General features: G+C 72.7%; 3 protein-coding genes. 1 reads left to right on the plus strand and 2 read right to left on the minus strand.

The window, feature by feature from the left end:
* Positions 1 to 490: beta-ketoacyl synthase chain length factor (locus tag D180_RS22260; RefSeq protein WP_043091560.1), on the minus strand; the 490-nt coding region annotated here is incomplete at its 3' end.
* A gap of 8 nt (positions 491 to 498) precedes the next feature.
* Positions 499 to 1698, minus strand: coding sequence for a beta-ketoacyl-[acyl-carrier-protein] synthase family protein (locus D180_RS22265; protein ID WP_026143660.1), 1200 nt, complete (start codon positions 1696 to 1698; stop codon positions 499 to 501).
* Positions 1699 to 1915: 217 nt separating this feature from the next.
* On the opposite strand from D180_RS22265, the gene D180_RS22270 reads away from it, so the two are divergent.
* On the plus strand, positions 1916 to 2176 hold the full coding sequence (locus D180_RS22270) for a YcgL domain-containing protein (protein WP_017909431.1): 261 nt from the start codon (positions 1916 to 1918) through the stop codon (positions 2174 to 2176).
* Positions 2177 to 2276: the final 100 nt, after the last annotated feature.

The raw sequence follows: 2276 nt of genomic DNA on the forward strand, positions 1-2276 counted from the left end.
CGACCAGCAGCACCGCGTCTTCGCCCGCGGCCAGTTGCGACAGCGCTTCCAGCAGTCCCTGCGCGAAACTGCCGCTGTGCGCGCTGATCGCGGTCGCCGCGGCGGTGGCGCCGGCGCCGATGGTCCAGTAGCCGGCGGCGGCGTTGTGCACCGAGTTGTGGAACTTGGTCGGCGACACCGACAGCGGTTCGCTGGCCAGGGTGGTGCACATGTAGTCGGTGATCGCCAGGTCGCCGTGGGTGGAGGTGAACACCGACGGCAGCGTGGCCGGGTCGCGGCCGGCGTCCTGGCAGGCGGCCAGCGCCGCGTCCAGCGACACCGCCACCGTGTCCGGCGCGCGGCGGCGCTCGTTGGGCGCCAGCAGTTGCGGCGAGGGCCGTCCGGGCGTCTCCAGCGGCGCGCCTTCGCCGCGCGCGAACGCCTGTGCCAGCGTCCATCCGGGCAGGCCGGGCGCCCAGAACCCGATGCCTTCGATCGTCGCGCTCAGCATGGGCGTGCTCATGCGCGGCCGAACAGCAGCGAGCAGTTGTTGCCGCCGAAGCCGAAGGAGTTGTTCATCGCGTAGCGGACCTGTGCATGGGCGGTGGCGAAGCGGATCTGCGGGCCGCAGGCGGGATCGGGCAGTTCGCTGTTGAGGGTGCCGGGCAACAGGCCGTCGCGCAGCGCCAGCAGCGCGAACACCGACTCGACGATGCCGGCGGCGCCGAGCGTGTGCCCGGTCCAGGCCTTGGTCGAACTGGCGTGCAGGGTCGGCGGAAACAATGCCGCCACCGCGGCGGCCTCGACGCTGTCGTTGGCCGGGGTCGCGGTGCCGTGCAGGTTGAGATACCCGACTTCGGCCGGGTCCACGCCGGCGCGCTGCAACGCGCCGCGCATCGCCAGGCCGGCGCCCAGGCCCTGCGGATGCGGTGCGGACATGTGGTGGGCGTCGCTGGATTCGCCGTAGCCGCACAGCAGCGCCTGCGCCGGCGGCGCGTCGGCGGCATCGGCGCGCTCCAGCAGCGCGTAGCCGCCGGCCTCGCCCAGCGACAGTCCGACCCGGCGCACGTCGAACGGCCGGCATGGTTCCGGCGACACCACCTGCAGCGAGTTGAAGCCGAACAGCACGCTGCCGCACAGCGTGTCCACGCCGCCGACCAGCGCCGCATCGACCACGCCGGCGGCGATCAGCCGCGCCGCCTGGGCGAACACCTTGGCGCTGGACGAGCAGGCGGTGGCGACGGTGATGCACGGACCGCGCAAACCGGTGGCGGCGCGCACGAAATCGCCGAGCGAATGCGGGGTGTGCACGATCGGCCGGTCCAGGTCGGCGGGCATGCGCGGACCGTCCGCATCGTGCTCGAGCCGGGTGTAGGCCTCCTCGCTGGCGCCGATGCTGGAGGTGGAGGTGCCCATCACCACCGCCACCCGTTCGGCGCCGTGGCGTTGCGCCGCGGCGGCCACGGCCGCGGCCATGCCGTCCTGTTGCAGGGCGAGCCAGGCCAGGCGGTTGTTGCGGCATTCCCACGCGGCCAGGGCCTCCGGCAGCGCGGCGGTTTCCAGCGCGTCCACCCGGCCGATCCAGCATTCCAGCGGTTGCGGACCGAAGTCGTTGCGGCGCAGGCCGCTGCGGCCCTCGCGCAGCGCCGCGGCCTGGGCGTGCAGTCCGCTGCCGAGCGCGTTGGTCGCGGTGTAGGCGCGGATGGCCACCGGGGCCATGCGGGGCGACGAGGACGCTTCGGTCACGCGGTATTCCATACAAGGACAATCGCCGCAGTATATCGACGCATTCGGTCATGCCGTGAAACACCCACGACGCGAACGTGAATAGCGCCCGCGCCCGGATCCGTTCAGCGCAGGGCCGGCGTGCGCTTTCGCCGCTGGCGCATTTCCTCCACAATCGCTTGCCTTTCCACGCCAGGCGCACGCCACGGGCATGCAAGCCTACGTCTACAAAAGCCAACGCAAGCCGGACACCTATCTGTATCTCGCCGCCCGCGACGACTTCGGCCGTCTGCCGCCGGCGCTGCTGGCGTCGCTGCAGCCGCTGGCGTTCGTGCTCGAGGTGGCGTTGACCGCCGAACGCACGCTGGCCCGCGCCGATCCGGCCGCGGTGCGCGCCAACCTCGCCGGCTGCGGCTTCCATCTGCAATTGCCGCCGTCCCTGCCCGGCACCACCGATCGACACGATGACTGACTCTTTCCTCCGCGCGCGTGCGCCGATGCTCGCCGCCGCCCTGGGCGCGGTGCTGGCGCTGGCCGCCGGAATCGGCCCGCTGGCCGCCGCCCTGGGCGCA

This window comes from Xanthomonas sp. SHU 166 (assembly GCF_000364685.1).
Lineage (GTDB): Bacteria > Pseudomonadota > Gammaproteobacteria > Xanthomonadales > Xanthomonadaceae > Xanthomonas_A > Xanthomonas_A sontii.

Excerpts from the sequence above, each read along its gene's own strand:
- D180_RS22265 (WP_026143660.1), bottom strand. The coding sequence starts at position 1,698 with ATGGCCCCGGTGGCCATCCGCGCCTACACCGCGACCAACGCGCTCGGC.
- D180_RS22270 (WP_017909431.1), top strand. The coding sequence starts at position 1,916 with ATGCAAGCCTACGTCTACAAAAGCCAACGCAAGCCGGACACCTATCTG.